Source organism: Azospirillum sp. OGB3, assembly GCF_014192915.1.
Classification (GTDB): Bacteria; Pseudomonadota; Alphaproteobacteria; order Azospirillales; family Azospirillaceae; genus Azospirillum.
The window spans coordinates 88,677-115,425 of sequence record NZ_JACHYN010000007.1 but is presented as its reverse complement, the minus strand read 5'-3'; the positions used below and the strand labels follow the sequence as shown (position 1 = coordinate 115,425).

24 protein-coding genes and 1 riboswitch are annotated in these 26,749 nt (G+C 70.7%); of the genes, 7 read left to right on the top strand and 17 right to left on the bottom strand.

Features of this window, described 5'->3' with window-relative positions:
* Positions 1-2 precede the first annotated feature (2 nt).
* Both FHW79_RS16120 and FHW79_RS16115 read right to left on the bottom strand, forming a co-directional pair.
* Complete coding sequence (locus tag FHW79_RS16120; RefSeq protein ID WP_183179868.1) at positions 3-1,538, bottom strand: 5'-nucleotidase C-terminal domain-containing protein; 1,536 nt, start codon at positions 1,536-1,538, stop codon at positions 3-5.
* A 287-nt stretch (positions 1,539-1,825) separates the two neighbouring features.
* Positions 1,826-2,521 carry a hypothetical protein gene (locus tag FHW79_RS16115; RefSeq protein ID WP_183179867.1) on the bottom strand — a complete coding sequence of 232 codons (696 nt, stop codon included), beginning with the start codon at positions 2,519-2,521 and terminating at the stop codon, positions 1,826-1,828.
* Positions 2,522-2,888: 367 nt separating this feature from the next.
* Here FHW79_RS16115 and FHW79_RS16110 point away from each other — a divergent pair, with 367 nt between their 5' ends.
* On the top strand, positions 2,889-4,334 hold the full coding sequence (locus FHW79_RS16110) for a PLP-dependent aminotransferase family protein (RefSeq protein ID WP_183179866.1): 1,446 nt from the start codon (positions 2,889-2,891) through the stop codon (positions 4,332-4,334).
* A gap of 29 nt (positions 4,335-4,363) precedes the next feature.
* Here FHW79_RS16110 and FHW79_RS16105 read toward each other — a convergent pair whose 3' ends face one another.
* Positions 4,364-4,813, bottom strand: a complete 450-nt coding sequence (locus FHW79_RS16105; RefSeq protein ID WP_183179865.1) for a carboxymuconolactone decarboxylase family protein — start codon at positions 4,811-4,813, stop codon at positions 4,364-4,366.
* A 126-nt stretch (positions 4,814-4,939) separates the two neighbouring features.
* Entirely contained in the window at positions 4,940-5,539 is a 600-nt protein-coding gene (locus tag FHW79_RS16100; protein WP_348984177.1) for a helix-turn-helix domain-containing protein, read from the bottom strand.
* Between the two features lie 73 nt (positions 5,540-5,612).
* Here FHW79_RS16100 and bdcA point away from each other — a divergent pair, with 73 nt between their 5' ends.
* The gene (gene bdcA / locus FHW79_RS16095; protein ID WP_145690016.1) at positions 5,613-6,326 is read left to right on the top strand and encodes an SDR family oxidoreductase; all 714 of its coding nucleotides are present in this window, start codon (positions 5,613-5,615) and stop codon (positions 6,324-6,326) included.
* A 9-nt stretch (positions 6,327-6,335) separates the two neighbouring features.
* Here bdcA and bluB read toward each other — a convergent pair whose 3' ends face one another.
* Genes bluB through cobA form a run of 3 tightly spaced genes read right to left on the bottom strand, consistent with a single transcriptional unit; the run spans position 6,336 to position 9,137 of the window.
* On the bottom strand, positions 6,336-6,995 hold the full coding sequence (gene bluB, locus FHW79_RS16090) for a 5,6-dimethylbenzimidazole synthase (RefSeq protein ID WP_183179864.1): 660 nt from the start codon (positions 6,993-6,995) through the stop codon (positions 6,336-6,338).
* The gene (locus FHW79_RS16085) at positions 6,992-8,338 is read right to left on the bottom strand and encodes a cobyrinate a,c-diamide synthase (RefSeq protein WP_211108320.1); all 1,347 of its coding nucleotides are present in this window, start codon (positions 8,336-8,338) and stop codon (positions 6,992-6,994) included. The genes bluB and FHW79_RS16085 overlap by 4 nt, the downstream gene beginning before the upstream one ends.
* Positions 8,331-9,137 carry a uroporphyrinogen-III C-methyltransferase gene (gene cobA, locus FHW79_RS16080; RefSeq protein WP_183179863.1) on the bottom strand — a complete coding sequence of 269 codons (807 nt, stop codon included), beginning with the start codon at positions 9,135-9,137 and terminating at the stop codon, positions 8,331-8,333. The genes FHW79_RS16085 and cobA overlap by 8 nt, the downstream gene beginning before the upstream one ends.
* Here cobA and FHW79_RS16075 point away from each other — a divergent pair.
* A complete protein-coding gene (locus FHW79_RS16075; RefSeq protein WP_211108319.1) occupies positions 9,136-10,278 on the top strand; it encodes a cobalt-precorrin-5B (C(1))-methyltransferase in 1,143 nt (380 codons plus the stop codon). The two genes, cobA and FHW79_RS16075, sit on opposite strands and share 2 nt — an antisense overlap.
* Positions 10,279-10,403: 125 nt before the next feature.
* Here FHW79_RS16075 and cobM read toward each other — a convergent pair whose 3' ends face one another.
* The 3 genes from cobM to cbiE are packed head-to-tail and all read right to left on the bottom strand — an operon-like array spanning position 10,404 to position 12,795.
* Complete coding sequence (gene cobM / locus FHW79_RS16070) at positions 10,404-11,165, bottom strand: precorrin-4 C(11)-methyltransferase (protein ID WP_183179862.1); 762 nt, start codon at positions 11,163-11,165, stop codon at positions 10,404-10,406.
* Entirely contained in the window at positions 11,162-11,572 is a 411-nt protein-coding gene (locus FHW79_RS16065; RefSeq protein ID WP_183179861.1) for a cobalamin biosynthesis protein, read from the bottom strand. Before FHW79_RS16065 ends, cobM begins: the two co-directional genes overlap by 4 nt.
* Positions 11,569-12,795 carry a precorrin-6y C5,15-methyltransferase (decarboxylating) subunit CbiE gene (cbiE, locus tag FHW79_RS16060; protein WP_183179860.1) on the bottom strand — a complete coding sequence of 409 codons (1,227 nt, stop codon included), beginning with the start codon at positions 12,793-12,795 and terminating at the stop codon, positions 11,569-11,571. The genes FHW79_RS16065 and cbiE overlap by 4 nt, the downstream gene beginning before the upstream one ends.
* A gap of 23 nt (positions 12,796-12,818) precedes the next feature.
* On the opposite strand from cbiE, the gene FHW79_RS16055 reads away from it, so the two are divergent.
* Positions 12,819-13,553, top strand: coding sequence for a cobalt-precorrin-6A reductase (locus FHW79_RS16055; protein ID WP_183179859.1), 735 nt, complete (start codon positions 12,819-12,821; stop codon positions 13,551-13,553).
* Positions 13,554-13,720: 167 nt separating this feature from the next.
* Here FHW79_RS16055 and cobJ read toward each other — a convergent pair whose 3' ends face one another.
* The 7 genes from cobJ to hexR all read right to left on the bottom strand — a co-directional run bounded on the left by cobJ (position 13,721) and on the right by hexR (position 23,349).
* The gene (gene cobJ, locus FHW79_RS16050; RefSeq protein WP_183179858.1) at positions 13,721-14,500 is read right to left on the bottom strand and encodes a precorrin-3B C(17)-methyltransferase; all 780 of its coding nucleotides are present in this window, start codon (positions 14,498-14,500) and stop codon (positions 13,721-13,723) included.
* Positions 14,497-15,237, bottom strand: coding sequence for a precorrin-2 C(20)-methyltransferase (locus FHW79_RS16045; RefSeq protein WP_183179857.1), 741 nt, complete (start codon positions 15,235-15,237; stop codon positions 14,497-14,499). The genes cobJ and FHW79_RS16045 overlap by 4 nt, the downstream gene beginning before the upstream one ends.
* Positions 15,234-15,875 carry a precorrin-8X methylmutase gene (locus FHW79_RS16040; RefSeq protein ID WP_183179856.1) on the bottom strand — a complete coding sequence of 214 codons (642 nt, stop codon included), beginning with the start codon at positions 15,873-15,875 and terminating at the stop codon, positions 15,234-15,236. The genes FHW79_RS16045 and FHW79_RS16040 overlap by 4 nt, the downstream gene beginning before the upstream one ends.
* A complete protein-coding gene (gene cobG, locus FHW79_RS16035) occupies positions 15,865-17,232 on the bottom strand; it encodes a precorrin-3B synthase (protein ID WP_183179855.1) in 1,368 nt (455 codons plus the stop codon). The genes FHW79_RS16040 and cobG overlap by 11 nt, the downstream gene beginning before the upstream one ends.
* A complete protein-coding gene (gene cobN / locus FHW79_RS16030; protein ID WP_183179854.1) occupies positions 17,229-20,615 on the bottom strand; it encodes a cobaltochelatase subunit CobN in 3,387 nt (1,128 codons plus the stop codon). The genes cobG and cobN overlap by 4 nt, the downstream gene beginning before the upstream one ends.
* 161 nt (positions 20,616-20,776) lie before the next feature.
* Positions 20,777-21,850, bottom strand: coding sequence for a cobalamin biosynthesis protein CobW (cobW, locus tag FHW79_RS16025; protein ID WP_183179853.1), 1,074 nt, complete (start codon positions 21,848-21,850; stop codon positions 20,777-20,779).
* Between the two features lie 187 nt (positions 21,851-22,037).
* Positions 22,038-22,254, bottom strand: a riboswitch (cobalamin riboswitch).
* A gap of 210 nt (positions 22,255-22,464) precedes the next feature.
* Entirely contained in the window at positions 22,465-23,349 is an 885-nt protein-coding gene (gene hexR, locus FHW79_RS16020) for a transcriptional regulator HexR (RefSeq protein ID WP_183179852.1), read from the bottom strand.
* Positions 23,350-23,792: 443 nt separating this feature from the next.
* Here hexR and FHW79_RS16015 point away from each other — a divergent pair, with 443 nt between their 5' ends.
* The 3 genes from FHW79_RS16015 (at position 23,793) to FHW79_RS16005 (ending at position 26,697) form a co-directional block, all read left to right on the top strand.
* The gene (locus FHW79_RS16015) at positions 23,793-24,311 is read left to right on the top strand and encodes a TRAP transporter small permease (protein WP_183179851.1); all 519 of its coding nucleotides are present in this window, start codon (positions 23,793-23,795) and stop codon (positions 24,309-24,311) included.
* Between the two features lie 18 nt (positions 24,312-24,329).
* Entirely contained in the window at positions 24,330-25,607 is a 1,278-nt protein-coding gene (locus FHW79_RS16010; protein WP_183179850.1) for a TRAP transporter large permease subunit, read from the top strand.
* 70 nt (positions 25,608-25,677) lie between these two features.
* A complete protein-coding gene (locus tag FHW79_RS16005) occupies positions 25,678-26,697 on the top strand; it encodes a TRAP transporter substrate-binding protein (RefSeq protein WP_183179849.1) in 1,020 nt (339 codons plus the stop codon).
* Positions 26,698-26,749 lie beyond the last annotated feature (52 nt).

The following is a 26,749-nucleotide window of genomic DNA, read 5'->3' as shown; positions in this document are numbered from 1 at the left end:
CGCTACCGCCGGACCGTCAGGCGGCCGTCCAGCTGCGGCGCGAAGCCGCCCGTCCGGGCGATCCGGCCGGCCAGGATGGTCGAGACGAAATCGGCGTCCCGATCGTCCACCAGCCGCGGGGCGGCGGCCAGCATCGCATAGCCGTCGCCTCCGCTGGCCAGATAGCTGCCGGTGGCCAGCCGGAAGCGGGATGTTGGTTCGACCGGTTTGCCGCCCACCGTCAGCGCCACCACCCGCTGGCCGGGCGGGCGGGACGCGTCGACGGTGACGCGGGCGTTGGACAAATGCGGGAAGCGGCCCTGCAACTGCTCGATCCCGGAGAAGCCGAACTCCAGCGCGTCGCGGAGCTGCTGCCCGGTGATCTCGATCAGCACGGCGGTGTCGTGGAAGGGGAACTCGGTCTGGATGTCCCGACGCGTCCACACCGTGCCCGCCGCATAGGCCCGGTCGCCGCGGAAGGAGCCACCGTTGATCAGCGCCACGTCGGCCTCCAGCGCCTCGCGCAGCGAATCGGCGACGGTGTTGGCGAAGGCGTTCTCGCCGGCGCGCACCGCCTCGCGCCGCGTGTCGATGGGGGTGTCCAGCCGGCCCACCTGCATGCCCAGCATGCTGTCCAGCCGGGCGCGGTAGGCCTTGGCCTGGGCGTCGAGAGCCGGGTCCGGCGCCACGGTGGCGGTGTCGATGGCGCGCACGCCGCTGCTCCACACGGTGCGCGTGGCGCCGCCCTTGGTCACCTTTTCGGCGGTGATGTCCAGGGCCAGCGCCCAGGCGGCCTGCGGCTCCACCGTCGCGTTCAGGGTCTTGCCGTCATATTCCACGGCGACCACCCGCCCGCGGTCCTGGTAGAGCACGATGTCGGCGGCGCCGGAGGCGATCACCTCGCGGTGGGTGCCGCCGGAATCGCCGGTCAGCGCCACCACCAGATCGGCGCCGGCGTTGCGGAGGTCCTTCGCCTTCTGGGCCAGCACCGGACCCGGCGGCAGGAAGTCGGTGCGCGGCGAGCGGGTGATTTCCCCCGTCCGCGCCGGCGTCGCGGCCAGCACCCCGACGCGCACCGGCCCGGCGTTGAGCATCGCCCGGTCCTCCAGCCCGTCCAGCGGCTTGCCCGTCTGGCGGTCCACCGCGTTGGAGACGACCATGGGGAAGTTCGCTTCGAAGGCGCGGGTCATCAGCACGTCGTCACCGTGATGGAATTCCCGGTTCAGCGCCGCCATGGCGTCGATGCCGACCCCGTTCAGCAGGTCGATGACGTGCGCGCCCTGGTCGTAGAAGGACAGGACGGAGGGGGCGAGCGCCTGCCCGCCGTGCAGTACCAGCACGGTTCCGCCCGCTGCCCGTTCCTGCCGGACCAGCGTGGCGAGCCGGGCGATGCCGCCGCGTCCCTGCACGTCCTCCAACTCGGTCGTGCTGTGGGCGTAGAGGATGGTGAAGCGGGTGGGGTCCGCCCACGCAGGTCCGCCGGCCGAAATCTCGCTGGTTAGAATCCCGAGAACCAGCGCGACCACCGGGCGTAGCCAGACGCCCCTGCCGAATCCCATGCCGTCGTTCCCCATCCAGCGCCCGCACGGCCGTTTCCGCTGCGGGCCGCACCCCCAGTTCCGCGCCGGATTATGCGCGTTCGCGCGTCGGTGGTGAAGCTGTACCGAGGATGACAAATCGCCCCGTTCCACGACGGGACGGCACCTGAACACCATAGGACGGAGGAAATGCCGAAAGGCCATTGACTTCGGCGAGTCTAAAGCTTGCCCGAGCAGGCTTTGCGCCTGCTCTCAAATGGCGGACGCGGCTTGTGGGAGCGGATGCTCCTGCACGGCCGCGGGGCGGATTAGTCGGTGCGGTCCGCGAAGCCGGTGAGCATCTTGTAGGTAATCTCGGTGCTCGTTGCTGAGAGTATTTCAAATCGGGCTCCCTTGAAGCCGATGACTCGACTCTCTGAGAGATCGAATTTCAGATCCTGCGAAAAGGCCGGGCGGTCGAGCTCGCTGGTATGCTCCTTGTATCCGAGATGAATTACCGGCCCAGACTTGCCGGTGTAGACGAGGTAGCGCCGGAAACCAACGCTGTCGAACGCGGCCGCGCGGCTATACCGGATCAAGTTCGGATTGATGTTGATGGCTTCGAGTCCAAATTTTCCCAGAACATCAATTTGGGACGATGATTTTCCCTTAACAAAGCAGACGGGCTGCCCTTCCTGGCAATCGTTGTTAAACCCGCCGCAAATAAATCCCTGTCCACAGTAAGCTTTTTGGCCGTTGATGATCTGATCTGCCACATATGGGGTATCTTTTCGGAAGCCGACATACAATGCAGTCATGGCATATTTGAGATCATGGCTGAAATAGGCTGCAGGAAAGACTTTAATATTTTCCTGATCAATGATTGTTTCGCCGACTTCGCGAGTGACGGTCTTGCCAATTTCTGGGAAATCCTTGACGGAAACCTCCGGGGTGGCTGGTGTCATAGCAACACAGCCGCTCAATGTTAAGACAAAAGCTACGAAAATCGCGAGTCTCTGACCCATAACTATCTCCACACATGCAGGCGAGGGTGAGTCCCTGGAATATACCACGGTAGGTTTTGGGTTTTTTAAACCTCCCACGAACGGAAGAAGTGGTCAGTTCAGCTGCGACGCCGTTGCTCACAGGGCAACCCTGGCCTATGCGGGTGCTGCACTGCACCTATTCCTGATTGGTAATACCAGTTCGAAAGGGGTGCTCCTATTCTCCGCCAGCCCATTCTCGGGGCGTTTCCTCCCTAGACTCAAGGCCGGAGCGATTGCTCCGGCCTTTTTTTCGTTCACGACGCGCCGGACGCCGGGGCCAGCCGGCGTGAAACCGGGGGGCTTGCGTTGGATTGCGGACGGACAGGGTTGCGCTATCCTGCGGCCCATGCCCGCCCTGCCGCCGCCGGAAACTCTGAACATCGCCCTCAGCCGGACCACGAAGGTTCCGCTGTCCGCACAGATCCACGCCGCCTTGCGCGACGCCATCCGCAATGGCCGGCTGGCCGGAGGGGCGCGGTTGCCGTCCTGGCGGGATCTGGCTGTGCAACTCGGGGTGTCCCGCGGCACGGTGCGCGACGCCTATGAGCGGCTGATTGACGAACAGCTTGCGGTCGGCCTGGGCGCCGCGGGGACGCGGGTGGCCGAGGGGGCCATGGCGGGGCCGTCCCCCGACGGGCCGGTCAAGGCCCCGTCGATCCTGGAACTGTTCTCCAGTGTCGAGCGGGCGCCGCTGCCTTTCCAGATGGGCGTGCCGGCGCAGGACGCCTTCCCCTTCACGCTGTGGTCCCGGATCGTCGGGCGGGCCGCTCGGGCCGCGGCGGCGGCCCCGGTCGGCTATCCCGATCCTCGCGGCCATCCGGATTTGCGGCGCGAGATCGCCGCCGTGCTGGCCATCGCCCGAGGCATCCGCTGCACGCCGGAGCAGATTTTCATCACGGCAGGCTATTCCGGCGCGCTCGGGCTGGTGATTCGGGCCTTGCGGCTCGACGGCGCCACCGCCTGGATGGAGGAGCCCGGCTTTCCCCTGACCCGCCGCGCCCTTCACCTCGCCGGCCTGACCGTGGTGCCCGTGCCGGCGGACGCCGCCGGGATCGACGTGGATGCGGGACTCGCACGGGCGCCGTCGGCGGGCTTGGCCGTGGTGACGCCCGGCCAGCAGGCGCCGCTCGGCGTGACCATGACGTTGCAGCGCCGCCTCGCCCTGCTGGAATGGGCGTCGCGGGCCGGGGCATGGATCGTCGAGGACGATTATCTCAGCGAACTGCAGTTGAAGGGCCGGGCCGCTCCGGCGCTGGCCTCCCTCGACCGTGATGGGCGGGTGCTGCACGCCGGCACCTTCAGCAAGACGATCACCCCGGCGCTGCGGCTCGGCTTCCTGATGGTGCCGCCGGGGCTGGCCGGCCTGTTCGGCGAGGCCGCCGCCTGCCTGTCCCCGGCTCCGGCGGCGGCAATGCAGCGGGCGGTGGCCGACTTCATGGCGGGCGGGCATTACTTCCGACACCTGCGCCGGATGAAGCGGCTCTACGCCGTCCGCCAGCAAGCGCTTCTGGCGGCCATGCGTGACGCTGTGGGAGCGGAGTCGCCAATGGCGGTGGAGGCGTCGGGGAGCCTGTCGGTCCGGCTGGTCCTGCCACCGGGCAGCCGCGACATCGCCATCGCCGCGGCGGCGCAGGCGGACGGCCTCGCTCCGGTGCCGCTGTCGCCCTGGTACGCCGATGGCCCGGAGGCCGCTCGCCCCCGGGGCCTGCTGCTGGGCATCACCAACCTTCAGGAACGGCGCCTGTCCGACGACTGCCGCCGGTTGGCCGAGCTGGTGAGGCGGCACGGCTGATCCGGCATGACTGATCCGGCGGACCGCGCTCAGCGGGCCGCGGCGGGAACCGTGCGGAAGCTGATGGCGAGGCGGTTGTAGAGGTTCATCAGGCCGATGGCGATCGTCAGGTCGGCCACCTCCTTCTCGGAGAACTGGGCCGACACCGCCTGGAACTCCGCATCCGGGACGGCGGTGTTGGCCACCTGCGTCACCGTCTCCGCCCAGCGCAGCGCGGCGCGCTCACGGTCGGTGAACAGCGCTTCGGCCTCGTGCCAGACCGGCACCAGCACCAGCTTGTCGATGGTGACGCCGTTCTTCAACAGATCGCGGCTGTGCAGGTCGATGCAATAGGCGCAGCCGTTGATTTGCGAAACGCGCAGGTACACGAGATCGATCAGCGTGACCGGAAGCCCGCACTGGCTGACGTAGCCGTGCGCGCCGGCGAGGGCCTTCATGCCGGCGGGGGCGGTTGCGTGGTAGTCGAGACGCGGGGGCATGGCGGTTGGTCCTCAATGGGGATGCGGGAGTTTCCCGGCTGCCGCTGATCCTGCACCGCCCGCCGGTCAGCCGTAAGGACCAAGACGTGGCGAAAATCCTGCACTATCCACCGCAGGGGGAACCGGTCAGGCGCCCGCCAGCTCCCGGCGGAAGGCGCGGTCCATCATGGCGGCCACCCGCTCCAGCCTTTCCCGGTCCGCGCCGTCGCGGGCGGCGGCCGACATCCCCATCATCGCGACCACCACCAGATCGGCCAGCGCGTCGGCGCGGTCCGGCGCTTCGGTGGCGATGAAGTCGCGAACCGCGGCGCGGCCCTCCCGCTTGGCCGCGTCCGCCAGGGCCTGCGCCTCGGGGTCGGCGCTGTTGCGCGCCCCGTCGAGCACGAGACACCCCGCCGTTCCGCCCTGGCCGGGATAAAGCTCGGCGGCGAGCGCCAGCGTCCGTCCGATCACCGTCGCCACATCACCGCCCGCCGCCAGCGCCCGCGCGAAGACGTTGGCCTCGCCCGCCGCGTAGCGCCGCAAGGTCCGTTCGAACAGCCCGGCCTTGCTGCCGAAAGCGGCGTAGAAGCTCGGCGGCTTGATGCCCAGCTCGGCGCCCAGTTCGGCCACACCGACCGCGTCGTAGCCGCGGGCGTGGAACAGGCGCATCGCCGTCTCCACAGCCTCGTCCACATCGAAGGAACGCCGCCGTCCGCGCGGCTCCGATTTTTTTGTAGCGACCACTATAAAAAATCCTTGCGCGATGCCCCTCGCTGATTTTATATAGCGGTCACTACATTAAATCAAGGAACCGATCATGAGCGACTTCGCGGGCAAGAACATCCTGGTGCTGGGCGGCAGCCGGGGCATTGGCAAGGCCATCGTCCAGCGTTTCGCGGCAGGCGGCGGGCAGGTCGCCTTCACCTACGCCGGTTCGGCGGAGGCCGCCGCGGCGCTGGCCGCCGAGACCGGGTCCGAGGCGATCCGCACCGACAGCGCCGACCGCGACGCGGTGATCGCCACGGTGGCCGGGCGTGGCGCGCTGGACGTGCTGGTCGTCAACGCCGGGGTCGCGATGATCGGTGATCCGCTGACCTTCGACCCCGACGAGGTTGACCGCATGATCGACATCAACGTGCGCGGGCCCTACCACGCCGCGGTCGAGGCGGCGCGCCACATGACCGGGCCGGGGCGCATCATCGTCATCGGGTCGGTGAACGGCGACCGCATGCCTTTCGCGGGCGGTGCCGCCTACGCGCTCACCAAGGCGGCGGTCCAGGGCATGGTGCGCGGTCTGGCGCGCGACTTCGGGGACCGCGGGATCACCGTCAACGCCATCCAGCCGGGGCCGACCCACAGCGACATGAATCCGGCCGACGGCCCGATGGCCGCCGCCATGCACGGCTTCATGGCGATCAAGCGCCACGCCCACGCCAGCGAGGTCGCCGAACTGACCGCCTTCGTCGCCGGTCCGCACGGCGCGATGATCACCGGCTCGTTCCAGACCATCGACGGCGGCTTCGGGGCCTGACGGCGGTTCTTACGTCGTCCCGCCCCAGCGGTCGCGGAAGACGAGGTCCTCCAGGGGAAGCCGGCTGCGCCAGCCGGCTTTCTCCAGTTCCGGCGTCTCGTGGAAGTGGGAGACGTAGCCGAGGCAGAGATAGGCGACGGGCACGATCCGCTCCGGGATGCCCAGCGCCTCGCGCAGCCTGTCCTCGTGCAGGATGCTGACCCAGCCGACGCCCAGCCCCTCCGCCCGGGCGGCCAGCCAGAGATTCTGCACCGCGCAGACGCAGGAGTAGAGGTCCATGGTCGGAATGTGCGTCCGCCCCAGCACCACCGGGCCGGAGCGCTCACGGTCGCAGGTGATGCACAGGTTGACCGGCGCCTCGCGGATGCCTTCCAGCTTCAGGCGACTGTAGAGCGCCTTGCGTTCCCCGGTGAAGAGGGCGGCGGCCTCCTCGTTGGCCCGGGTGAAGTCGGCGTGGACCCGCGCCTTCACCGCCGGGTCCTGGACGACGATGAAGTTCCACGGCTGCATGAAGCCGACCGATGGCGCGTGATGCGCGGCGGTCAGGACGCGGGTCAGCACCGCGTCGGGCACCGGGTCGGGGGCGAACTGCCCGCGCACGTCGCGGCGCGAGAAGATCGCCTTGTAGAGCGCGTCCCGCTCTTCCGGTGCGAAGGCGTGGTCGCTCATCGGTCCGCTGCAATTACATGAAAGAAGGAGGCGAAGACGCTGCCGCGCCGCCCGCCGAGCGGCCCGAGGTCCGACCCGTCCGCCGCCATGGCGGTGACCAGCGGTTCGTCGGCCCCGCGGTCGAGGATCGAGGCGTAGTGGAACTCGTGCCCGCGCAGCGCGGTGCCCGCCCGGCCCAGCGGCGTGTCGCCCAGCAGGACGGCGCGGCGGTATCCCAGATGCAGCTTGCGCTTGGCGAAGGAGGTCCGCACCCCCAGCAGCCCGAGCATCGGATGGGTGGTGCCCGCCGCGTCCTCCAGCGACTCGCCCAGCGTCATGTAGCCGCCGCACTCGCCGTAGATGGGGCGCCCGAGGGTGGCGGCGCGGTGCATCCCGTCGCGGAAGCGTCCGGCGGCGGCGAGTCGTCCGGCGTGCAGTTCGGGATAACCGCCGGGCAGATAGACGGCGTCCGCGTCGTCGGGCGGCGCCTCGTCGGCCAGCGGAGAGAAGTGCGTCACCTCGGCGCCCGCCGCGTGCCAGCCCTCCAGCAAATGCGGGTAGACGAAGGTGAAGGCAGTGTCGCGCGCGATGGCGATGCGCTGGCCCAGCGGCGGCAGGGCGGGCGCGAAGCTCCCCTCCGGCGCGCGGGAGGGGGTTGCCAGAGCGGCCACCCGGTCGAGATCGACATGCTGCGCGATGAAGCGGCCGAGCGCCGCCAGACGTTCCTGAAGGTCCGCCGTCTCCTCCGCCTGGATCAGGCCGAGATGGCGTTCGGGCAGGATCACGTCGGGGGTGCGGGGAAGCGAACCGAGGACGGGGATGCCCAGCGCCTCGATGGCGCCGCCGGCCAGGGCGAGGTGGCGCGGGCTGGCGACGTTGTTCAGGATCACCCCGCCGATCCGGACATCGTCGCGGTAGGTGGCGAAGCCCTTGACCAGGGCGGCGGCGGACTGCGACTGGCCCTTGGCGTTGACCACCAGGATCACCGGCCAGCCGGTGCGTGCGGCCAGTTCCGACGTGGCCCCGGTGCCGGTCGCCCCGACGCCCGCCACCCCGTCGAACAGGCCCATCAGCGCCTCGCAGACCAGCAGGTCGGTGCCGTCCCCGGCGCGCCGGGCCAGCGAGTCCAGCAGGTCCGGCCCCATCGCCCAATTGTCGAGGTTGACGCTGGGCCGCCCGGTCGCCGCCTGATGGAAGGCCGGGTCGATGTAGTCCGGCCCCGCCTTCACCGCGCCGACGCGCAGGCCGCGCGCCTTCAGCGCGACCAGCAGACCCAATGTGACGGTGGTCTTGCCGGTGCCCGACGCCGGCGCCCCGACGATCAGCCCGCGCGGTGCAGCCTCGGACATGGGGGCCTCAGCCATGGGGAAGCTCATTGGGCAGCCAGTCGAGCACGGGGCGCAGCCGCACCACCTCGCCGATCACGATGATGGCCGGGGGCTCCATCCCGCTCGCCTCCAGATCCGCGACGCAGGTGCCGAGCGAGGTCACCAGCACGCGCTGCCGCTCGGTCGTCGCGTCGGTCACCACGCCGACCGGCGTGTCGGCGGGCCGTCCGCCCTCCATCAATGCCGCCGCGATGCCGGGCAGGCCCTTCCAGGCCATGTAGAGGATCAGCGGCGCGCCCGTCGCGGCCAGCGCCTTCCAGTCCGGCCCGCCGGCGCAGGAATGGCCGGTCGCCAGGATCACCGCCTGGTTCGCCGTACGGTGGGTGGCCGGAATGCCGGCGTAGGCCGGGCCGGCGAGGCCCGCGGTGATACCGGGGATGATTCGGAAGGGGATGCCCCGCTCGGCCAGGGCCTGCGCCTCCTCCCCGCCGCGCCCGAAGACGAAGGGGTCGCCGCCCTTCAGCCGCAGCACGCGGTGCCCCTCGCGCGCCAGCCCGATCAGGCGGTTGGTGATGTCGTCCTGGTGGGCGGAGGGCTTGCCTCCGCGTTTGCCCGCGAACTCCAGCCTTGCCGAGGGCGTCGCCAGCGCCATGATCCGTTCACCGACCAGCGCGTCGTGGACGATCACGTCGGCTTGCCTTAGACCTTGCAGGGCCAGCAGGGTCAGCAGGCCAGGGTCGCCGGGACCGGCCCCCGCCAGCCAGACGCTGCCGGGCCGGAAGTCGGCCAGTTCCAGAGGAAGAGAAAGGGAGTCGGGCGACGGCTCTGCGGTCATGGACGAGCACTCAGCGACGGAAAACGGTGTGGACGGCGACGGAAGCGGTAACGGCGACGGCAAGGCGCTGCGGCGGGGCTGGACGACGGGCGCCTGCGCCACCGCCGCCGCGCGGGCGGCCTGCGGGGCGCTGTTCTCCGGCGACTTCCCAGATCCGGTGACGGTAACCCTGCCCGGCGGCCAGACGCCAGCCTTCGCGCTCGCCTGGACGGAGCGCGGCGAGGGCTGGGCGGCGGCGGGGGTGGTGAAGGACGCCGGCGACGACCCGGACGTCACCCACGGCGCGCTGATCCGCGCCCGCGTCAGCCGCGCCGAACCGGGCCAAGGCGTCGTCTTCCGCGCGGGCGAGGGGGTGGGCACGGTGACCCGACCCGGCCTGCCGGTCCCCGTCGGCGAACCGGCCATCAACCCGGTGCCCCGCGCGATGATCCGCCAAGCGGTGGAGGAGGCTGCGGGGCTGGCTGGCGAGGGCCCCGACGTCGTTGTCGAAATCTCCGTGGAAAACGGGGAGGCGCTGGCCCGCCGCACCATGAACCCGCGCCTGGGCATCCTCGGCGGCCTGTCGATCCTGGGGACGACGGGGATCGTCGTGCCCTATTCCTGTGCGGCCTGGATCGCCTCGATCCAGCGCGGCGTCGACGTGGCGCGGGCGGCGGGCTTGAGCCACGTCGCGGCCTGCACCGGCGACACCTCGGAAAAGGCGGTCGTCGCGCGCTACGGCCTGCCGGAGCACGCGCTGCTCGACATGGGCGACTTCGCGGGCGGTACGCTCAAGTACCTGCGCCGCCACCCGATTCCGCGCCTGACCCTGTGCGGCGGCTTCGCCAAGTTCGGGAAGCTGGCGCGCGGCCTGCTCGACCTGCATTCCAAGCGCGGCAGCGTTGATCTCGACTGGCTGGCCGACCGCATGGCCGAGCTGGGCGCCGCTCCGGAGCGCGTGGCCGAGGCCCGGAGCGCCAACACAGCCGCGCAGGTCCTGGGCATTGCGAGGGAGGCCGGCCTGCCGCTGGCCGACCGCGTGGCGGTTCTGGCCCAGCGCACGGCGCTGGACACGCTCGACGGCGCCCCCGTCGCGGTCGAGGTGCTGGTCACCGACCGCCAAGGCAACATCGTCGGCGGTTCCGGATGGAGCGCCCTTTAATCCCCTCTCCCCTCCGGGGAGAGGGTTAGAGTGAGGGGGGCCGGCCATTGCCGAACGCACCGGTCCCCCCACATCCCCCTTACCCCGACCCTCTCCCCGGAGGGGAGAGGGAGTCAGCAGCTCCCTCACTCCCCAAGCCCCCGGTAGCGGCGCACGTGCGACCCGTCGTAGAGCGCGCTGCACCGGAAATCCTCCACCCCCAACGCCGGGCCGACCAGGATCAGGGCGGTGCGTTCCATCGGCGAGTCCGCCACCCGGGCGGCGATGTCGGCCAGCGTGCCGCGCAGCACGCGCTCTTCCGGCCAGCTCGCCCGGTAGACCACCGCCGCCGGGCAACCCGCGCCGTAGAGCGGGGTCAGCCGCTCCACCACCCGGTCGATGACGTGGATCGACAGGTGGATGGCCAGCGTGGCGCCCGAGCGCCCCAGCACCTCCAGCGTCTCGTTCGCCGGCATGGCCGAGGCGCGGCCCTCCGTCCGTGTCAAAATCAGCGTCTGACTGACCTCCGGCAGGGTCAGCTCCCGCCCCAGCGCGGCCGACGCCGCGGCGAAGGCCGGCACGCCCGGCGTGATGTCGTAGGGGATGCCCAGCTCCCGCAGCGCCCGCGTCTGTTCGCCGAGCGCGCTGTAGACCGACAGGTCGCCGGAATGCAGCCGCGCCACGTCCTGCCCGGCCGCGTGCGCCGCCTTGAATTCGGCGACGATCTGGTCGAGCGTCAGCGGGGCGGTGTCGACGATCCGGGCGCCCGGCGGGGCGTGGGCGATGATCTCCTTCGGCACCAGCGATCCGGCGTAGAGGCAGACCGGGCAGGACGCGATCAGGTCGCGCCCGCGCAGGGTCAGCAGGTCGGGCGCGCCCGGTCCGGCGCCGATGAAATGCACGGTCATGTGGGAATGCCTTCGGAAATCGCGAGCGCGCAGGTGGCGCGCGGGGTGGAACGACGCGGCAGCAGGAGGGTTGAGCCCGGCCCGGCGGCGGCCAGCGCCGCAGCCTCCGCGACCGAGGCGACGCCCACGGCGGCCTCGACACGGGCGGAGCGGGTCCGCACCCGGTCCTGAACCGCGGCCAACGCCGAATCGTCAACGAACCGCAGCGGCAGGGCGAGCAGCTGTGCCGCCTCTGCCATACCGGCCTCGTTCCGTTTGCGCATCGGTGCCGCCAGTTGAACGGAGCGGCGAACGGCCTCGTCCAGCGCGGCTTCGTCGAAGGCGGCGCGGACCAGCCCGGCGATCTCGTCGCCGGGGCAATCCGCCCGGCAACCGATGCCCGCCGCGATGATGCGATGCGCCGTCACAGCGGCTTCTCCGCCAGCCACAGGGTGACCGGCATCAGCGGGCGCCAGCCGGTGAAGCCGCCGATGGGCGCGGCGCGGCTGACCGCGATCTGCGACAGTTGCCCGCCCAGCCGCTTGTGCGTGGCGATCAGCATCGCCTCGCTTTCCAGCGTCACGGCGTTGGCGACGATCCGCCCGCCGGGCTTCAGCGCCGACCAGCAGGCGTCCAGCACGCCGTCGTTGGTCAGCCCGCCGCCGATGAACACGGCGTCCGGCGCCGGCAGGCCGTCCAGCGCTTCCGGCGCCTTGCCGCGCACCAGTTCCAGCCCCGGCACACCGAAGGCGGCGGCGTTGGCCGGGATGCGGGCGGCGCGGTCGGCCTTGTGCTCCACGGCGATGGCGCGGTTGGTCGGGTCGCTCAGCATCCATTCGACGCCGATGGAACCGGAACCAGCGCCGATGTCCCACAGCAGCTCGCCGCGGCGCGGCGCCAGCCAGGACAGGGTGACGGCGCGGATCTCCCGCTTGGTGATCTGGCCGTCATGCTCGAACCAGTCGTCGGGCAGGCCCGGCGTGCGGGGCAGGGCGCGGGCGCCGGGCGCGGCGACGCACTCCACCGCCAGCGTGTTCAGGTCGGCCACGCGCTCCGCCGACCACTCTTCCGCCGTCGCAACGATGCAGCGCTCGCGCGGGCCGCCCATGGATTCCAGGGCGATCAGGCGCGACGGTCCGAAGCCGCGCGCCGTCAGCAGCGCCGCCAGCTTGGCCGGAGTCGTTCCGTCCCAGCACAGAACCAGCAGCCGTGCGCCCGGTTGCAGATGCGGAATGACCAGCTCCAGAGGGCGCCCATGCACCGTCAGGGTGCCGCAGTCCTGCATGGGCCAGCCCAGGCGGGCGGCGGCGAGGCTGAAGGATGACGGAGCCGGAACGATCGACAGTTCCTCCGCCGGAACGAGTTTCGACAGGGTGGCGCCGATGCCGTACCAGGACGGATCGCCGCTCGCCAGCACGCAGACCCTCCGACCACGCCGTGCCAGCAGGGCGGGGTAGGCGTCCGACAAGGGGGAGGGCCAGTGCAGCCGCTCCTGTCCCGCGAATTCAGGCACCAGCGCCAGATGGCGGGCACCGCCGGCCAGCAACTCCGCGCCCTCGACCAGCGCGCGGGCGGTGGACGACAGACCGTCCCACCCATCCTCGCCGATGCCGACGACGCTCAGCCAACGCCCTACGGCCGTGCTATTCATGGTGCACCCCAAGGAGGACAAGCATGAAGGCGCTGATTCTGGGCGGCACCACCGAGGCCACGGCGCTGGCCCGCCTGCTCGACGGCCACCCGCGCATCGACGCGACGGTGTCGCTGGCCGGGCGCACCAAGCAGCCGGTCCTGCCGCCCCTGCCGACCCGCATCGGCGGTTTCGGCGGGGTGGACGGGCTGGCGGCGCATCTCGTGGAGAACGGCATTGGTGCGGTCGTGGACGCCACGCATCCCTTCGCCGACCAGATCTCCGCCAACGCCGCGGCGGCTTGCGCACGGCTGGGCGTGCCGCTGCTGGTGCTGACCCGCAAGCCGTGGGAGCCGGCCGCGGGCGACCGCTGGATCGGCGTGCCGGACATGGCCGCCGCCGCCGAGGCTCTGCGCCCGCTTGGCGAAAGCGTCTTCCTGACCATCGGCCGGCAGGAGGTCGCGGCCTTCGAGGCGGTGCCGGACAAGCGCTACCTGATCCGCGCCGTCGATCCGCCGGAACCGCCGCCGAACCTGCCGGATCACCGTCTGATCCTCGACCGTGGCCCCTTCACGCTGGAGGGGGAATGCGCCCTGTTGGAGGAGCATCGGGTGGAGGTGGTCGTCAGCAAGAACAGTGGCGGGAGCGCTACGGAAGCGAAGCTGGAGGCGGCGCGTCGCCGGGGCATTCCCGTGGTGATGGTCGAACGCCCGCCCGGCAACGGTGTGGCCGAGGTGCACGGTGCGGCTGCGGCGTTGGCATGGCTGGAGGCGCGGTAGAGTCGGGCCCCCCTCCCGACCTCCCCCTGCTTTGCAGGGGGAGGAGTCAATTCCCTCCCCTGCAAAGCTCTCGCGCAAACCAGAGGTTTGCGCTGACGCGGCAGGCGGACCAAAGGTCCGCCGCGAGCGGGGGAGGGTTAGGGTGGGGGCCCGTTTCGACACCGTCCTCACCCCCGCACCGCATAGCTGCGCGGCGTGTAGACCCACGGCTGCGCACCCTCGCGGGGCACCAGCCGGGTGTGCGAGGCGCCGATGATGACGCAGGTCCGCATGTCGGCCTGCGCCGCGTCCACCGCACCCAGCGTCGTGATCGTCAGCGCCTCGTCGGGGCGGCCGACCGCCTGGGCGAGGATCACCGGCGTTTCCGCCGAGCGGAGGTCGCGCAGCGCGTCGAAGGCGGCGCCGAGCTGCCAGGGGCGGGCACGGCTGATCGGGTTGTAGAGCGCAATGACGAAATCCGCCTCCGCCGCCAGACGCAGGCGCTTCAGCACCACCTCCCACGGCTTCAGATTGTCGGACAGCGAGATGGCGCAGAAATCATGGCCGAGCGGCGCGCCGGCCCGCGCCGCCGCCGCCTGCATCGCGGAAATGCCGGGGTCGACCGACAGCGGCACGCGGTGCCACGCCGCGGGGGCCGCTGGATCGTCCAGCGCCTCGAACACCGCGGCGGCCATGGCGAAGACGCCGGGGTCGCCGCCCGACACCACCGCCACCCGGCGGCCCTCCGCCGCCAGTTCAAGGGCGTGGCGGGCGCGGTCCAACTCGACCCGGTTGTCGGAGGCGTGGCGCACCTGCGGCCCCGGCGGCACACGGTCCACATAGGGGAAATAGCCGACGAGGTCGGTCGCCTCCGCCAGATCGCGCCGGGCCTCCGGCGTCAGCCAGTCCTCAGTGCCGGGGCCGAGCCCGACGACCTTCAACCATCCGGCCTGCGGATCGGCGGTCATCGCCGCAGCCCCTCGCCGGGGATGACGATCTGCGAGAAGTAGGGGGCCGTCTCCGGTGCCTCGCGGAAGGGCATCACGCGCTGGTCCGCCATGCTCGCCCGCTCGATGTACCAGGCGCGGTCGGCCAGCCCGGCGGCCTCCACGGCGCGGCGGACCTTCGGCAGGTTCTGGCCCAGCTTCATGATGACCGCGGCGTCGGCGTTGCGCAGCGCGCGCAGCAGCGCCTCTTCCCCCAGCGTGCCGGGGATGACCGCCAGGACGTCGTCGCGCAGGGTCAGCGGGCGCGGCAGCAGCGAGGCGCTGCACATCATCGACGTCACGCCCGGCACCACCTCCGTCGGGAAGCGCGAGGCCAGACGCAGGAACAGATGCATGAAGCTGCCGTAGAAGAAGGCGTCGCCCTCGTTCAGCGCGGCGATGGAGCGCCCGGCGGCGAGATGTTCGGCCAGACGCTCGGCGGACTCGTCGAAGAAGGCCTCGATCTGGCGGCCGTAGTCGGGGTGGCTGGGCGGCAGTTCCACCGTCACCGGATAGACCATCGGCAGCTCGATGTGCTCCGCCGTGATGCAGCCGTCGGCGATGCGCCGGGCCTGACCGGAGGTGCCGCGCTTGCAGAAATAGGCGACCACCGGGCAGGCGCCGATGGTCCGCATGGCGCGGACGGTCATCAGGTCCGGGTCGCCGGGGCCGACGCTGACGCCGTAGAGGGTGCCGGTGGGGTTGGTTTCGTTGCTCATTCCACGTCGCTCGCCAGGGCGTTGACCGCCGCCGCCGCCATGGCGCTGCCGCCGCGCCGGCCCTTGATCGCCAGGAAGGGCAGGCCGAAGGGCGCCTCGGCCAGCGCGTCCTTGCTTTCCGCCGCACCCACGAAGCCGACCGGGAAGCCCAGCACCGCCGCCGGCTTCGGCGCGCCGTCGCGGATCATCTCCAGCAGCTTGAACAGGGCCGTCGGCGCGTTGCCGATGGCGACGACGGAACCGGCCAGCCGGGGGACCCACAGCTCCAGCGCGGCGGCGGAGCGGGTGTTTTCGACCTGCTTGGCGAGTTCCGGCACCGCCGGGTCGCGCAGGGTGCAGACGACGGCGTTGTCGGCCGGCAGCCGCGCCCGCGTGATGCCGTGGGCGACCATCTCACTGTCGCAGAGGATCGCCGCCCCGCCGCGCAGGGCCGCCCGCGCCGCCGTCCCCACGTCGGGGGAGAACATCAGGTCTCGCGCCGCGTCCACCATGCCGCAGGCGTGGATGACGCGCACCGCCACCGGCTTCAGGTCGTCGGGGATGGCCGACAGGTCGGCCTCCGCCCGGATGGTGGCGAAGGACTGGCGGTAGATGGCCGCTCCATCGCGGATGTAGTCGTAAAGCGGCTCAGCGGACACGGGACAACTCCTCAACAGACAGATCGGCCACGGCGTCGACGGCGGCGTCGGGTGTCAGGGCGGACCGCCAGGGCGTGCCGCCGGGGGCGGTATTCAGCGCGACGTCGTAGACGCCTTCCCGCGCGGTGAGCGTGACATCCGCCGCACCGGGATGGGCGCAGCCCTTCGCGCAGCCCGAGACATGCACCATCCGCACCGCCTCCAGCAAGCCCGCCGCGCGCTCGGCGATGGCGAGACCGTCGGCGTGGGTGTCGGTGGTGCCGACGTCGCAGCCGGTGACGCCGCTGCAGGCGGTGAGCTTCAGCCGGATGTCGTGGTGGTCGAGGATGCCGCCGAGGGCGGTCGCTTTCTCCGCGGCGCCGTCCTGGGGGGCGGCCAGCAGCAGGGCGCGCCAGGGGGTGATGCGGATCTCGTGGGTGAGGGCGGCGAGCGCTTCCAGCTTGTCGACGTCGAGGCGGCCGAAGGGGAAGGCGACGCCCAGCCAGAAGGGTTGGGGGCCGAGGAAGACTCGCGTGGGCGGCGTTTGCCCCCACCCTGACCCTTCCCCGCTTCGCTGGGGAGGGGATTGAAACTCCCTCTCCTGCGAAGCGGGGAAGGGAAGGGGGCCATGCGCAGCATGTGAAGGGTGGGGGCAAGACAGCAGCCCCGCCACCCGCTCCCGCAGCGCCTCCACCCCCAGCGTCTTGACCAGCCCGGCCATGCGCCGCGGCGGCTCGGCCAGGGTTTGGCGGAGATCCAGGAAGGCCCGCGCCAGCGCCGCCGCAAGCTCGACCAGATCGTCGGGCCGGCAATAGCCCAGCAGCGCGGCGCTTTCGACGGTGCCACCCAGCCCGACGCGGAACAGCGGCCCGTCTACCGCGTCGAAGCGCACGTCGGTGCTGCTGTCGAACAGAGTGGCCTGACCGCCGCCATCGACCAGCCAGCCGAACTTCGGCGGCAACCGATGGAGGTCACGGTCGGACGCCAGCCGCGCGTCGAGCGCCAGAGCGTGGGGGCGCACGTCCAGCACCGCCGTCCCGTCCAGCCCGGCGGTGGGGGAGGTCAGCACGTTGCGCACCGCCTCGCTCTCCGCGTCCTCCGAGACGTAGCCGAGCGTGCGAAGCTCGGCGATCAGCGCCGCCATGTCCGCGGCGTCGACGCCGCGCAGTTGCAGGTTGCCGCGGTGGCTGAGATCGACCAGACCGTTGCCGTAGCGCCGCCCCAGCTCCGCGATCCGTTTCGCCGAGGCCGCGGGAAGCACCCCGGCGGGGACGCGCACGCGGACCAGCAGACCGTCGCCGACCTCCATCGGGGCCAGGACGCCGGGGCACATGCCGCGCCGGCGCGGTGGATTGCGGAGCTGGGTGATCGCGCTCATGCGGACATCTCCTTGCGGCGGCGCAGATCGTCGCCTGTCGAATTGCGGCGTGGGTGCCAGAGACCGCGCTCCAGGGCCTCGGTCAACCGGTCCAGGATATGCCGGGCAGCGGCCGGATTGGACTGCGCCAGGAAGTCCCACACCCGCTGGTCGTCCACATAGGCGTCGTACAACTGGTCGAAATGGTGGGGCCGCACCGCCGTGGTGGTCGCGGCGAAGGCGAACAGCGTGTCCACGCTCGCCGCCAGCTCCCCGGCGCCTCGGTAGCCGTGGCGCATCATGCCGTCGATCCAGCGCGGGTTGGCCGCCCGGCCGCGCAGCACGCGGGCGATCTCCTCGCCCAGCGTGCGGACGGTCAGGCTTTCCGGTTCCGAACTGTCGAGGTGGTACAGCGCCGGGTCGTTGTCGGTGAGCGCGGCAGCGGCGGAGAAGCCGCCCTCATACTGCATGAAGCCGTCGGTGGAGAGGACGTCGTGCTCCCGCTGGTCCTGGTGGTGGACCAGCGCGTCGGCCCCGCCGATGCGGCGGCGGAACAGGCTGGGCAGCGGAACGCCCTCCAGACCCTTGCCGTAGGCGTGGCAGCTTCCTTCAAGATAGGCGGCGCCGAAGTCGGCCCGCGCGCTCCAGTCACCCCGCGCGATCATCCCGGGCAACGCCGTGCCGTAGGCGCCGGGCGCCGCGCCGAAGACCCGCGCGCTGGCCCAGCGTCCGGCCTCCGCCGCCGGGGTGCCGCCGGCTTCCAGCTCAGCGCGGTCGGTGCGCAGGGCGGATGCGACGGGGTTCACGTCGTCGGGCTCGTCCTCCGCCATCACGGCGCGGACGGCCTGATCGAACAGGGCGATCTGCTGCGGGAACACGTCGCGGAACAGGCCGGAGATGCGCAGCGTCACGTCCACGCGCGGGCGGCCCAGGACGGAGGCCGGCATCACCTCGAAGCCGGTGACCCGGCCGGAGCCGTTCTCCCACAGCGGGCGCACGCCGAGCAGAGCCATGGCTTGTGCCAGCTCGTCGCCGCCGGTGCGCATGGCAGGGGTGCCCCAGCAATCCACCACCAGCCGCTTCGGCCAGTCGCCATGGTCCTGGAGGTAGCGGGTGATCAGCGCGTCCGCCGCCTGCCAGCCCAGCGTCCAGGCGGTCGGCGTCGGCACGCCGCGCGGGTCGAGCGCGTAGAGGTTCCGCCCGGTGGGCAGCGTGTCGGCCCGCCCCCGCGCCGGGGAGCCGCCGGGGCCGGGCTTCACGAACCGCCCGTCCAGCCCGTCGAGCAAGGCGGCCATCTCCGCCTCGCCGCAGGCGTCGAGCGCCGGGGCGACGTCCTCCGCCGTGGCGAAGCGCGCGACGGCGGCGAGCAGGCGGGCGCGGCGCTCCGGCTCCGGCGTGGTGCCGAAGACGTGCAGCCCGTCGCGGATCTGCATCTCCTTGATGTCGCAGAGATGGGCGTCGAGGCGGCTGAGGATGGCGTCGGGGTCGTCGTCGGGCCGCAGGTTGCAGTCGGCGGCGACGCCGGAACTCCAGGCCAGATCCAAGATGGTCTGCCGCAGCGTGCCCAGACGCCGCGGGTCCAGCCCGGTCGCCATGGAGTATTCGTCGATGGCCGTTTCAAGGTCTGCGAGGTCGCCGTGCAGCCCGGCCTCGACCGGTGGCGGGGTCAGGTGGCCGATCAGGACGGCGCCCAGCCGGCGGCGCGCCTGCACCCCCTCGCCGGGGTTGTTGACGATGAAGGGGTAGAGGCAGGGCAGGGGACCGGCGACGATTTCCGGCCAGCAGTCGGCGGACAGCGCCACCGCCTTGCCCGGCAGCCATTCCAGCGTCCCGTGCGCGCCCACCTGCACCAGCGCGTGGACACCCAGGACATGGCGGAGCCAGAGATGGAAGGCATAATAGCCGTGGCTGGGCGGCGTCTCCGGGTCGTGGTGCTGGGTGGTGGTCAGCGGGCCGTGGCCGCGGCTCGGCTGCACGGCGACGGTGGCGTTGCCGCAGGCCAGCACCGTGAAGCGGAAGGCGGCGCCGTCGGAGCGCGGGTCGGCCTCCTCATTGCCCCAGCGTTCCGCGATGCGGGCGCGGGCCTCGGCGGGGGCGAGGCGGCGGTAGTCCTCCAGGCTCAGCGCGGCGGTGGCGCCCCCGGTCAGAGCCTCCATCAGGGCGGCGGGGCCGGCGGGAAGCCCGTCCACAGCGTAGCCCTCGGCGCGCAGCCGTTCCAGGATACCGACGACGCTCGCCGGGGTGTCGAGGCCCACCGCATGGCCGATGCCGCCGCCCGGCCCCGGATAGTCGGACAGCACCAGCGCCAGCTTGCGCCCGGCCCGCGGCGTGGCGCCCAGCCGAACCCAGGCGGCGGCCAGATCGGCGGCGAAGGCCACGCGGTCGGGGACCGGGCGGATCAGCGTCAGAGCGAACTCCAGATCGGGGTCCAACTCCCCTTCGGCCTTGAAGGCGATGGCGCGGGTCAGGATGCGCCCGTCCATCTCCGGCAGCACGACGTTCATGGCGAGGTCGGACGGTCCCATGCCGCGGGCGGAGCCGCGCCAGCCCTCCTCCGGCGTGGTGGACAGAACGGCTTGCAGCACCGGCGTGCCATTGGCCTCCAGCGGCGAACCGTCCTCGCGCGCCGCCGAGAAGCCGGTCAGGTTCATCACGACGGCGGCGTCGCGGGCGGTCAGGGTGGCGCGCATCCAGGCGGCGGAGTCCGGCTCCTTCAGGCTCGCCACGAACAGCGGCAGCGGGGCGAGGCCGCGCGCGGCCAGCGCGTCGCACAGCGCGTGCACCGGCTCCAGGTCGCCGGCCAGCAGATGGGAGCGGTAGAAGACGACCGGCGCGCATGGCCCGGCAACTTGGCCGGACCACCCCTCATAGACGCCGAAGCGCGGCACGGGCGCCGGTTCGCGCCAGGGGCGCTCCTGCCCGCTCAGAGTGGCGGCGTAGGCCAGCAGGTTGGCCATGTTGTCCGGCCCGCCCTCGGTGAATCCACGCCACAGCCGTTGCGCGGCCTCGGCCGGAACGGTGCCGTAGCCCTCCAGGGCGGGGTTCGGCTGGGCGCAGCCGGGCAGCACGGCCAGCGCCACCCCGGACTCCCGGCAGGCGGCGGCGACATGGTCAAGCCCATAGCGCCAGTAGCCCGCCCCGCCGAGCAGCCGCAGAACGACCAGCTTTGCCTTGCGGATCACGGACTCGACGTAGAGGTCTACCGACAGCGGGTGCCCCAGCCGCGCGAGATTCGCCAGCCGCAGGGTCGGCAACGTGTCGCGGTGGCGCTTCCAGCAGGCGGCGAGCGCCGTCAGGTCGCTGTCGGAGAAGGACAGGACGACGACGTCCGCCGGGCTCTGCCCCAGATCCACGGCCTGGGGGCCGGCGTCGAGGTCTTCCTGGCGGGCGGCGAGTAGGTGCATGGGCCACAGCTTTGCAAACACTCCCTCTCCCGCCCCGGGAGAGGGTGGCGCCGAAGGCGCCGGGTGAGGGTGCAGGCAAGGATCGCTGCGGTCTCCGCGTGCGACCCTCACCCTCCCGCGCCTCGCGCGGGCCCCTCCCTCTCCCGGGACGGGAGCGGGTTTTACGACAGCGCCGCGGTCACGGCGTCGCGGTCCAGGCCCGTCTCGCCGATCACCACCAGACGGCTGCGGCGCGGCTCGTCGGGCTTCCAGAAGCGGTCGAAATGGGTCTGGATGCGCGTGCCGACGCCCTGTACGAGCAGCCGCATCGGCTTGCCCGGCACGTCGATGAAGCCCTTCAGGCGCAGCACGCCATGGGCGGCGGCGACCCGCTCCAGCGTCTTCGCCAGCGCCGCCGGGTCGGGCTGCGGGCCGAGTTCCACGACGAAGCTGGTGAAGTCGTCGTGGTCGTGGCCCTCCTCCTCGTCATGATGGCTGGGGCGGTTGGCGAGGTCGTCCTCGGCCCCGGCGCCGACGCCCAGGAGAACCACCGGATCGACCTTGCCGTTGCTGGCGCGCAGGATCTTGGGCTCACGCCCAGCGCCGCCTTCAGCCATGCCGCCCTCCGCCATGGCGGCGCGGATCAGGTCCTCGACCTTCGCCAGAGCGGCGGCGTCCACCAGATCGGTCTTGTTCACCACGATCAGGTCGGCGCAGAGGAGCTGGTCCTCGAACACCTCCTCCACCGGGGTCTCGTGGTCGAGCTGTCCGGCCTCGGCGGCCTGGGCGGCCAGGGCCGCCGGATCGGGGGCGAAGCGGCCCTCCGCGGCGGCGGCGGCGTCGACCACCGCGACCACCCCGTCCACCGTCACCCGCGTCTTGATCGCCGGCCAGTGGAAGGCCTGGACGAGCGGCTTCGGCAGGGCAAGGCCGCTCGTCTCGATGATGATGTGCTCCGGCGGCTGCGGGCGGGCCAGCAGCTTCTCGATGGCCGGGACGAAGTCGTCGGCGACGGTGCAGCACAGGCAGCCGTTCGCCAGCTCGATCACGTCGTCCTCGCTGCAGGTCGGATCGCCACAGGCGCGCAGGATCTCGCCGTCGATGCCGACGTCCCCGAACTCGTTGATGATCAGCGCCAGACGGCGCCCGCCAGCCTGCTCCAGCAGGCTGCGGATCAGCGTCGTCTTGCCGGCGCCGAGAAAGCCGGTGATGACGGTGGCCGGGGTCTTCCCGGCGGTCAGCGGGCCGGTGGTCATCGGCCGTCTCCTAAGACTAGGGAAAGATACAGGGTGGGTCGGTCCGCCGGTCAGCGGAGCGGGCGCCCGGTGGCCAGCGGCACGGCCAGCGACAGGAAGGCGGCCTGGAGCGGCAATGCGGACGGACTGGGGATGGCGCGAGGCGTCATGATCTGGCTTCCCTGTCTCCGCCACACCCGGCGGATTGGATGAGTGTCGGTCCGGCGGCAGGTTTCCTGGCTCGCGGGTCGTCGCCGCGCCTCCCGCCTTCCCGGCCTGTCGGCCCGTGGCATTTCCGGAGGCGGACTCGCCGCATACAGTTGCGGGGGCAGCCGCGGCCTTGGACCCCGTCCGGGTCCGCACCGCATTCCCTATTATCCCCGCGCCTTCACAGCGGACGGGGCACCGTCGGAGGCGCAGAATTGCAGGCGGACCCCCGATTTGCAAGCGGGCTTTTGGCGGTGGCGAACGGCGGGAATTGTTGGAACGGCTGGGCCGGAGGCCACCACAGGAGCGCGCGGACACAGAGGTTCGCGCGCCCCGGTCATGTGCCGCCGGTGAAGCGGGAGGGCTCGATCAACTCCTCCCGTCTGATTCGCGCGGCCGGATGGGCTCGTCTCCCGTGTCCGTGCGGTTCACGCCCGATGGCGGCTTCGGGCGGGCTTGCCGTGGGAGGAGCGGGTGCCGGACAGCACGGCTTTCACCTTCGCCAGATGGTGCCGCGCCTCGGCGCCCAACTTCAGCGCCACGCCGGTGGACAGCACGTCGATGATCGCCAGATGGACGAGGCGGGAGGCCATCGGCGTGTAGATCTCGGCGTCCTCGACCGGCGTGTGGCCGATGGCGACCGACGACACCGCGGCCAACGGCGAACCCGGCGCGGTGATCGCGATGACCGGGATGCCCAGGTCGCGGGCCATCTGCGCCAGTTCCGTGACCATCACGGTGCGCCCGGTGTTGGAGATCGCCAGCAGCACCCCGCGCGCTCCCAGATTGACCGCCAGCATGCGGACCATCATCGGGTCGGCGCTGGCCTGCGCCGCCATGCCGAAGCGCATGAACTTGTGCGCCGCGTCCTCCGCCACCACCGCCGAGGCGCCGGTGCCGATGCACAGGATGCTGGAGGCGTCGGCCAGCAACTCCACCGCCCGGGAGGCAGCCGCCATGTCGAGCGCACCCGCCGCGTCGTTCAGTGCGGCGGCAGCCGATGAAAAGATTTTTCGCGCGACGGTCGGAGTCTCGTCGTCCGGCGCCACGTCCTGGCTGACGAAGGGGGTGCCGCGGGCCTGCCCCTCGGCCAGCCGCAGCTTGAAGTCCGGGAAGCCGGCGCAGCCGATGCTGCGGCAGAAGCGGACGACGGTCGCCTCGCTCACCCCGGCGGCCTGGGCCAGCACGGTGATGCTCTGCCCCAGGACCTTCTGCGGCTCGACCAGCACCATCTCGGCGACCTGGGCTTCGGAACGCTTCAGCTCCGGCAGGCGGCCGCGGATGTGATCGAGGATGTTCACCGGCTGGAGCATCGAAACGGACCGTCCATCCCTAAAAGCGTTTTTTGGTCCCGGGCGTTCTTCGTCCCGGGGCGTCTTCGGGCGGCGGACCGTACCACCGCCGGCGCGAACGGCATAGCGCACCCTGGCATTTCGGCAGGGACGCCGCACCGCCTTCCATAATCCCCAAGCTATGCGGGGCGGGACGGATTGTGAAGATAATTTTCGTCGATACGTCCACGGCTTGGCGGTTTATCCGCCGATATGAAGAAAATCTTCTTCACTCGGTTGCGGGACTCCTCTATTTTCCGACACAGAAAATTCAAGGTCCCGGCAAGAGACCACGAGGGAGGAATTCCGACCCGCCGCCCGGCCCCGCTGCCGGTGCGTCGCGCCGCCCGTGTCCCCCGCGCTGTTCCCTGCCGCCGCCCTTTCGATCAGGTGAGCCCCGCCGCGAGGCAGGCCGAGGAGTGTGCATGAAGCGCTTGGTCGATGCGCTGGAGACCCTCACCGAATGGACCATGGGGCTGATGCTGGCCGCCATGGTGGTGCTGGTCTTCGGCAACGTGGTTCTTCGTTACGTCTTCAACAGCGGCATCGTCGCCGCGGAGGAGCTGGCCCGGCTTCTCTTCGTTTGGATGGTCTTCCTGGGCGCCACCGTGGCGCTGCGCACACACCAGCACATTGGGCTGGAAATGCTCCAGGAACGCCTATCGCCGAAGGCGCGGAAGGCCTGCGCGGTGGTCAGCCATCTGCTGATGCTCTACGCGCTGTGGCTGTTCGTTCAGGGAAGCTGGTTCCAGCTTCTGATCGGTCTCGACACCTATTCCACGGTCCTGCGCTTCCCCATGGCGCTCTACGCCGCGGCGGGCTTCTTCCCGGCGTTGGCGATGAGCTTCGCGGTGCTGGCCAATCTCGCGAAAATCCTCAGGGGCAGCCCCGACGCCCGCGTGCCCGGCGACCCGGCGGCCGGCGACCCCGCCTTCGCCGAATAGCGATCTGGAGTCCATGTCATGACGATTGTCGTCTTCCTGTCGTCGCTGTTCGGATTCATGCTGCTCGGCATGCCCATCGCCTTCGCCCTCATGCTGAGCGGCGTCGCGCTGATGATCCATCTCGACTTCTTCGACGCGCAGCTTCTCGCCCAGAACATGCTGAGCGGGGCGGACAACTTCCCACTGCTGGCCGTGCCCTTCTTCCTGCTGGCCGGCGGGCTGATGAACCAGGGCGGCATTTCCCGTCGCATCGTCGATCTGGCGGTCACCCTGTTCGGCCACATCCGCGGCGGTCTGGGCTTTGTCGCCATCGGCGCCGCCGTGGTGCTGGCCAGCCTGTCCGGTTCGGCCATCGCCGACACCGCCGCGGTGGCGACGCTGCTGATCCCGATGATGCGGTCCAACGGCTACAACGTCGAACGCTCGGCGGGCCTGATCGCGTCCGGCGGCATCATCGCCCCGATGCTGCCGCCCAGCATGTCCTTCATCATCTACGGCGTCACCACCAACATCTCGATCACCAAGCTGTTCATGGCGGGCATCGCGCCCGGCCTGATGATGGCGGCAACGCTGGTGCTGACCTGGATGTGGGTTCTGCGGCGCGAGAACGTGCCGACCGCCCCCCGCAAGTCCTGGGCGGTACGCGGCCGGGCCTTCGTGGACGCCTTCTGGGCACTGCTGCTGCCCTTCATCATCGTCGGCGGCATGCGCGGCGGCATCTTCACTCCAACCGAGGCCGCGGTGGTCGCCGCGGTCTACGCCTTCGTCATCAGCTGCTTCGTCTACCGCAGCCTGACCTGGGACATGCTGCCGGCCATCTTCATCAACGCCGCCCGGACGACCGCGGTCGTGATGTTCCTGGTCGCCTCGGCGCTCGTTACTTCCTACATGATCACGCTGGCCGACCTGCCGGGCATGCTGATCGACCTGCTGGAGCCGCTGCTCGACAACCCGAAGATTCTGATGGCCGCGATCATGGTGGTGCTGACGCTGGTCGGGACGGCGATGGATCTGACGCCGACCATCCTGATCCTTGGCCCGGTGCTGGTCCCGCTGATCACCCGCGCCGGCATCGACCCGGTCTATTTCGGCGTGATGTTCGTGATGGTCGGCGCGGTCGGTCTGCTGACGCCGCCGGTCGGCACCGTGCTGAACGTGGTGTGCGGCGTCGCCCGCGTCAGCATGGAAGGCATCATCAAAGGCGTCTGGCCCTACGTCATCACCTACACGCTGCTGCTCGGCCTCTTCGTCATCTTCCCGGAACTGATCACCGTTCCAGCGAGCTGGCTGCATTGATGGCCCGGCACCCGGTTTTGACCACGACCCGGTTTTGACCACGATAAGAACGATCGAGAAGGAAACACCCATGAAGACCAAGTTCGCGGCCCTCGCCGCCGCCCTCGCCCTCGCCGCCGGTGTCATCGGCAGCGCCGGCGTCGTCTCCGCCCAGGACATCAAGCCGCGCCTGATCCGCTTCGGCTATGGCCTGTCGGAGAGCAGCAACCAGGGCCGCGCCGTGAAGTTCTTCGTCGAGGAGATGTCCAAGCGCTCCGGTGGCAAGCTGAAGGTCAAGGGCTTCGCTGACGCCAGCCTGGGCAGCGACATCCAGATGCAGAACGCCCTGATCGGCGGGGCGCAGGAGATGATGGTCGGTTCGACCGCCACGCTGGTCGGCATCGTCAAGGACTTCGCCGTCTTCGACCTGCCCTTCCTGTTCAACAACGAGCAGGAGGCCGACGCCGTGTTCGACGGCCCGTTCGGCCAGAAGCTGGCGGCCAAGCTGAACGACAAGGGCCTCGTCGGCCTCGTCTACTGGGAGAACGGCTTCCGCAACCTGACCAACAGCAAGCGCCCGGTCGAGAAGGTCGAGGACCTGAAGGGCATCAAGCTGCGCGTCATGCAGAACCCGGTCTACATCGACATGTTCAACGGCTTTGGCGCCAATGCCGTGCCGCTGTCCTTCTCCGAGCTGTTCACCGCCATGGAAACGGGCACCGTGGACGGTCAGGAGAACCCGGTCACCACCATCCAGTCCTCGAAGTTCTACGAGGTCCAGAAGTACCTGACCATTTCCAAGCACGTCTACAGCCCGTGGATCGTTTTGGCCTCCAAGCGCTGGTACGACGGCCTGTCCGCCGACGAGCGCAAGATCATCGCCGAGGCCGCCGCCGCCTCGCGCGACTTCGAGCGCAAGGACAGCCGCGAGGCGTCGAAGCAGAGCATCGCCTACCTGAAGGAAAAGGGCATGCAGATCAACGAGCTGAGCGACGCCGAACTGGGCCGCATGCGCGAGATGGTCAAGCCGGCCATGGACAAGTTCGCGGCCGACGGCGGCGCCGACCTGCTGAATGAGCTGCAGGGCGAGATCACCAAGGTCCGCAAGTAAGGCTTTGAACCTCCCTCTCCCTCTCCGGGAGAGGGAAGGCGCCCGCGCGGCG